This is a genomic window from Phocaeicola faecalis (genome assembly GCF_021730445.1).
Classification (GTDB): domain Bacteria; phylum Bacteroidota; class Bacteroidia; order Bacteroidales; family Bacteroidaceae; genus Phocaeicola; species Phocaeicola faecalis.
In genome coordinates this window covers 1-7,078 of the sequence record NZ_JADNRM010000034.1, presented here as the reverse complement: position 1 = coordinate 7,078, position 7,078 = coordinate 1, and the positions used below count along the sequence as shown (strand labels likewise).

The 7,078-nt window shown below is 45.1% G+C and carries 4 protein-coding genes; 3 read left to right on the top strand and 1 reads right to left on the bottom strand.

Annotated features, from left to right (window positions below):
- Positions 1-144: 144 nt before the first annotated feature.
- The 3 genes from IR173_RS17710 (at position 145) to IR173_RS17700 (ending at position 6,254) form a co-directional block, all read left to right on the top strand.
- The gene (locus IR173_RS17710; protein ID WP_237040836.1) at positions 145-2,847 is read left to right on the top strand and encodes a PL29 family lyase N-terminal domain-containing protein; all 2,703 of its coding nucleotides are present in this window, start codon (positions 145-147) and stop codon (positions 2,845-2,847) included.
- A 1,099-nt stretch (positions 2,848-3,946) separates the two neighbouring features.
- Positions 3,947-4,198: a hypothetical protein gene (locus tag IR173_RS17705; protein WP_237040835.1), complete on the top strand. Its 252-nt coding sequence runs from the start codon at positions 3,947-3,949 to the stop codon at positions 4,196-4,198.
- Positions 4,199-4,427: 229 nt separating this feature from the next.
- A complete protein-coding gene (locus tag IR173_RS17700) occupies positions 4,428-6,254 on the top strand; it encodes a VapE domain-containing protein (RefSeq protein ID WP_237040834.1) in 1,827 nt (608 codons plus the stop codon).
- A 501-nt stretch (positions 6,255-6,755) separates the two neighbouring features.
- Here IR173_RS17700 and IR173_RS17695 read toward each other — a convergent pair.
- Positions 6,756-7,078 (bottom strand): OmpA family protein (locus tag IR173_RS17695; RefSeq protein ID WP_237040833.1); only part of this gene is annotated, 323 nt, incomplete at its 5' end.

The following is a 7,078-nucleotide window of genomic DNA, read 5'->3' as shown; positions in this document are numbered from 1 at the left end:
TCCGGCTTCTCCGAAACAACGGAAAATCCATTGAAGAAGAATGAAATGCATCAACAACAGGTCATATAAACCAATGAAATTAAGTCCTTTAAAAACGATAAACAAATTGAGTTTTTAAATTTATAAATTTAAAGTTTTTCTATTATGAACAAAAAATTTTTAAGTGCAATCCTGTTCGGAGCCTTGATGGTATCCTCTACAGGAACGTTTGTGTCTTGTAAAGACTACGATGACGACATCGATGAGATCAACAACAAGATCTCCGGTATTGAGTCAACCATCGCAGAATTACAGAAAAAAATCGGTGACGGAGCCTATGTGAAATCAATTACTCCGACAACAGACGGTTTTACTGTTACCATGAGCGATGGTTCAACAACATCCATTGCTGTTAAAAACGGACAGGACGGCAAGGATGGTACAGAATGGACTATCTCAGCAGACGGTTACTGGGAATGCAACGGTAAAAAGACTACCGTAAAGGCTGTAGGTGAAAAAGGTGAAGCCGGCCAGCAGGAAGTAAAAAAGGAAAATGGCAAATGGTATTTGTGGAATGCTGAAACCGGAGCTTTCGAGGAAATCTCTGTAGATGCTCCGGCCACTGCTAATGTCCCCTACTATTTTGAAGACCCCAGCGATCCTAACTACACCTACCTGGTTATCTATGATGAAAATGGACAGAATGAAAAGACACTCCGTTTGCCGATGACTTCAGGACTTGCACAGATTGTACTCGTTGGTGAAGAGCTGAATGTATTATATCATACATTTAACGGTGCACATTTCAAGAACGGTAAGGCCACCGGATGGAACGGTGCCAAGGAATTGCCTGAAAAGGGTGAATATCTGTTGACGACAGACGCTAACGCCATCTATGTACAGGTAGTACCTTCAAACTATGATATCAGTAACCTGGATTTCAAACTGGTGAACTCTAAAGGTGATGAAGCGCCTATTGTATTGGGAACGCCGGAACCTTGCAAAGAGGCTATTCCTGCTGCAAGAGCAAACGTGTCTGAAAGCGGAGTTTATACTATATCTTTCACTCTGCCGGAAATGACAGATGAAGTTCTTAAAGCTTATGATGCCGATATCAAAGACAAAGCACTGTCATTGGTGGCAAGTGAAACAGTACGTTCAACCTACGGATATAAATTAGAGGTGAAAGGAACAACTTCTAGTGATAATCTCACGTTTGGTTCAGTTAATGGCAACGAATTAACCACAGCTGACCAGCCCTATACTGTTAAATTGGACACAGATGCAGACAAGGTATATGACTCATTCTTGACCATGAAGGATGCAAAAGCCAAGGCTGACTCTGTAAGATACGGTATGTCTATTGATGGTATGACTATCTCTTATACTGGTGAAATGCCTGCAAATAAAAAGATTAGCTTTACTATTAATCAGATTAATGCTAATGCGATAGTAAATTCAGAAAAAGCAGTTGATGTAACATTCAATTCTCAGGAAATAAAAGCTCAGAATATCACTTTGGATGCTCTTGAACCGCATAAAGCTGTTGCAATTAGAACTGTTAGCGGTTCAGTGGTCAACAAACAGTATGTTGATGTGGACTTCGCTCCTTATTTCGCACAGATTACTCCGGAAGAAGGTGACCGCCTGATGTGGAATCAAGATGTTAAGGATATTGTTCCAGCCGATATCGAAGTTATGTGGACCGAAATTGATGCACAAGGTAATATGAAGCCAGCTGTTGATGCTACTAGTTTGATTGGTGGTGTTAAGTATCTGACTGCTGACGGTGCTGATAAAGTTAATAATAACCCTGTTGCATTAAAAGACTTTGGTCAGTTGCGTATCCAGTTTGCTGCAAACTACGGCTCTGCTATTAAATTAGGTAACGGCTATTTGGTTGCAACTGTTTCCATTAAGGATAAAGCAACCGGCAATGTTCTCCAGACTGTAGAAGTACCGTTTACTATCGAAGAGCCTACTAAAGAAGAAATCGCTTCATGGTATAACTGGAATGCAGAAAGTAATTATGTTGATGGAGCATTAGTATTCTATGCAAGTAAGGGTACATTCAATTTGGCTGATCAATTCCAGGTAAATGGAGGTATTAATGGTGTAGGATTAAGCCTGACCGAAAAGCTAAATTCTACAGATAGCAAATACTATCCTAACATGGAAATCAAGCGTCCGACAGGTGTTACAGCTGCCAAAGTGTTCTGGGCAGGAGCTGACGCGAGTCAGGATTATTGGACTAATAGTAATGCTACTTATACCACAAATGCTCAAATACAAGTTGGTGCTCTTGCAGATGCTGATTATGGTACATACACCATCAAGGGAGTTCAAGTTGAGTTAGGATGCCACATACTTAATGCTGCTGATTTGAAAGTTGCTATTAAGAAAGACATCACTAGAGCAGACGTTATCACATTCTCTGACGAATTGCAGATTGCTTCTAAGCAGAATGAATACATCCGTCTGTCTGATGAAGCATTCACACCGAATGCAGGTTCATTCTTCGGTACATTCGCTTTGAAAGACTATATGGGTAGAAGCTATATACTAAAAGGAGTAGATCCTACTACTACTATCAAAGTTGTAGAAGTTGGCGCTGACGGTTCTTACGATGATACATTCACTACAAGTGTAAGTACTGCTATCTCTGCTAAATCAGTGGAATACACTTATACTTTAGGAACTGATGCAAATCAGAAAGCTTATGGTATTGAACTTACATACATAGGTAGTGAAGAATATCCTGCTGGTAAGACATTTAAAGTAATGTTGCAAATTACTGGTATGGATAAAGATGGTGTTGTTAGTGGACCAGTGGTAGTTCCTGCTACAATTACTATAGGCGGTATGTAATTATAGATTAGACTTTAGATAAAGAGAGGCATTCTTCCAAGAATGCTTCCCTTTACAGAAAGCAGACTCTTGCAGGTAGGGAAAGAATTATTTCATTATTGAATAATATTCTTTCCCTACTTTTTTATTCCATAGTTATAAATATCAAAGAACTTCCTTCTCAAAGTGGTTAATAGGTGTTTATCAGAAATTGAATTTGAGATTAAGATTGCATTTTCTTTCTAAATAATAATCTTTCATTTCTTTACATGACAACACGTTCTGGGCAAATACAAAATGTTCCGATTGTAACAAGAGACTATTTCATTGATTGTCAGTAATATTATAGAAAGAAAAACGATTTGGAATTTATCCCTTATTTTTATAGGTTCTACATATTGACAGTTTTGGCTATAGACTATGATAAAAGCAATTATGACAGAATCTTGATTTGGCTATAAAAAATAAAAACAGGACGGAAGAGAAGAATAACTCCCTTTCCGTCCTGTTTTATGTTTGCCCAATATGAATTGGATACAAATCCCTGCTGCAGCCTAATAGCGGCAAGCGTACAGCCAAAGGCAACGGTTTCATCGCGAAGTGGAATCTGAAGGAAGCCGGCGGCAAACATTTGATGAGAAGCCGGTAGATTTCATAGTGGCGAAGGGAGAAAATATTGTTTCTTCCTTCCCCCTTTCATTGACCGCTGAAACGCCCTGCAGGTGCGGATTTCGGTAGTGAATGGACATCCTGTATTGTCTTTTCAGCCTCCTTTCATTTGTAAAACTTCTTTCGGCTTTAATTTTTTCTATAACGCTTTCATTTACAGTAGGGGCGGACCCATGTGTCCGCCCAATGGCTTAAAGTGAACTGTTCTCAGGCAGACACACGGGCCTGCCCCTACAGAAAACGGTAGTCTAAAAAGATGTGTAGAAAGTACACAAGGGAATTGCTGAAGGCAGCTTGTGAAGGGACTCGGGAAGCGCGGCTGAAGGGAGGATGAGGGGATGTGCTGTCATTCTTAACCGACTGATTATGTGAGTGTTTTAATTAAAATGTAAGAATGAACGGAAAAGAAGAATGACCGGCTTAATGAGGGGATGATGCAATCTGCCCCTACATGAAAAACATACCGAGCTTTATTAAAAAGATGCCGAGCTTTTTGGAAAACATCAAGGTCTTTTTGGAAAACATCAAAGTCTTTTTTTCAGCATGGGAGTGTGTCAAAACTAAACCGGGCTATCCCATCGTCAGTTGTAGGGGCAGGGTTCGCCTGCCCGAAGACACAAAACAAACTGTTTTCGGGCGAGCAAACCTCGCCCTACGCACGAAACGACAGCATTATCCACATTTTGCCCCCCCCTGTTTGTAAAGTGTGTAGTGTGTACGTACGCATCGGTCTACACATACGGTGGCATAAGCCCACACGTATATACGCATCGGCCTACACGTACGTACGCATGAGCCTGCACGTATATATGTCATTGTGTCAGGCTCCGTCATATTGAAGTGCCGGGATTGGATTAGGTTGTCTTCCCTCTTGACAAAGGCTTTTTTATGTTGTATATTTGTAGTTCGTCAAATCTAAAAAGAAGTGCCTCATGAATGTATTCGCCACTCTCAAAACAGTCTTCTTCGGAAGCAAATTCCTGTCCGGTCCTGTTCCCTCCGACGGAACACCACGCCGTGACCTCGTATCCGCCCTCAACGGACTGATGCCGCTTTGTCGGACCATGCCCGGTGTGCACCTGGCAGTGGATATCTGTGAAGGCCGGGTGGCTCTGGTGCTGGACTGGACTCCGCGCACCGACGGGAATGCGCTGGCGGGCAGTTACCACTACATCGTTTCCGATGAGGACGGAGTGAAGGAAGTGGACAAGTCACAGGTTCTTCTTGCTGAAAACGGCAAGGGAAATTTGTTGGAAAGCAGAGACGGTTTTTCCGGATGTCCGACAGACTTAACAGAAGAAACGGAGGAAGATTTCGTGCGACCGGGAAGCGTTCAAAAGGTTATGAATACTGTACGCTCGAAAAACATTAAAAAGGAAGTCAAACCAACATCTTTGGAAGATATCCGAAAGGAACTCGGAGTGAAGTCCTCGAAAGATATTGAAAATAAAGTCGGAGTGATATCTTTGGAAGACATCCGAAAGGAGCCTGGACTGAAATCCTCGAAAGATGCTGAAAATAAAGTCGGACCGATATCTTTGGAAGACACCCGAAAGGAGGCCGCGCCAATATCTCCGGAAAAAACTGTTAAAAAGGCGAAATCACGCTCCTTAATGCAGGAAGTGACCGCTTTTCTCACCTCCCGCTACCGCTTCCGGTTCAACGTGCTGACCGAGGAAACCGAGGTGGCAGGCGTAGAAAACGGCATTCCCGATGAGCACTTGCGCTACGCCAAGGTGGACGAACGCTGGATGAACTCGCTCAGTCTGGAGGCCATCGAAGCGGGTATCGACTGCTGGGACAGGGACATCCAGCGCTTTGTGCGCTCGCGCCGAATCAGCGAATACCATCCCTTTACCGCCTACTTTGAGCGGCTTCCCGAATGGGACGGCACCGACCGGGTGTCCGCACTCGCCCGCAGGGTGTCCGACGACCCGGTATGGGTGAACGGCTTCCACCGCTGGATGCTGGGGCTCTCCGCCCAGTGGATGCAGTTCCGGCCGGACACCAACCGCGCCAACAGCGTGGCACCCCTGCTGGTGAGCAACCGTCAGGGACTGGGGAAAAGTACGTTCTGCCGCCTGCTGATGCCCGATGCGCTGAAAGCCTACTATACAGAGAGTTACGACCTCAGTTCCCCGGCATCCGCCGAAGCCAGGTTAGCCGCCTACGGCCTGATTAATCTGGATGAATTCGACAAGCTGGGTGCGTCCAAAATGCCTTTGCTGAAGAATCTAATGCAGGCTTCCGCTCTGAATATCCGCAAGGCCTACAGACGCAGCGCTTCGGCACTTCCCCGCATCGCCTCGTTCATCGGCACCAGCAACCGGGAGGACCTGCTGGTGGACCGCACCGGCTCACGCCGTTTCCTCTGTGTCAGTCTGGAGCACGCTATTGACTGCGTCACGCCCATAGCCCATGAGCAACTGTACGCCCAGCTCAAGGCGGAGCTTCTGTCCGGCGAACGCGGCTGGTTCAACAAGGAAGAGGAACAAGCCATACAGCAACACAACACCCTGTTCTACAAGCATGTACCCGAAGAGGAGGTGTTCCGCCTCTGCTTCCGCTTTGCTACGGAAGAGGACGAACCACAAGAGGTGCTGACCCTTTCCGCCACCCAGTTGTTCGAGCGGATGAAGTCCGCCCATCCCTCAGCCATGAGGGGCATGACGGCCTACAGCCTGAGCCGCATCCTGCCCCAGTTGGGCGAGCGGGTGCATACTGCCAAGGGGAATGTGTATCGGGTGGTGGAATGCTAGGCATACGCCTTTCTTCTTATTCAGATTGTGACAGAATGCTCTTTGAGAATGTTTTCTGTCACGGACTTTTGTGGGTGAGCCATTTTTAATCCGGCTATCCACAGACGTTTGTGCATGCCCCTTTATTATTAGAGGAAAAGGGATCAAGTCAAAAAGTGTGCGGGCATCATATTTTGAGAAAATTCCAAGATTATGATGTAAGGATACAGATTCTTTCAAGGCATTATAAATGAAGTATATCAGACGGCCGCCTGGTCTGGTACCGGTATTGTCACTCATAGTTCACGCACTTATCACTCGCAGGATTTTCGGATTGATCCGGAAAAAGCTTTTTAACGGGAACCGGACAAGAAGATGGGAGATTTTATTGGGAAAAAGCGGATCTTGCAGGAATGGAATCGTTTTTTTTGGAAAAGACTGTCCGATAAAAAGCAAAAGAGCAGTCCTCCCATGGGAGAACCACTCTTTCTTTTTCACCAAAATATTATAACGGCGGCTCTCTTATTCCGCAATCATAATCACTACACGGTTCCAGTCGTTGGTTGTAAACGGCTGTACCTCTGACCCTTTGCTGTCCACACTCAGACGGTCGGCACTGATGCCGTACCTGTTAATCAGTTCGTCGGCCACAATGCGTGCACGCTTTTGAGCAAGTTCGGCATTGATTTTTGAAGTACCCGTCCCCTTGTCGGCATAACCGGTGACGGTTGCCTTTGACTGAGGGTACTGCTTCATATAGTCCGCAATGGCCAGGATGTTAATCTGCTGGTCTTCCGCGATGTTTGTCTTTGCCAGTCCGAAGGAAACGTGGCTCTTGACGCCCG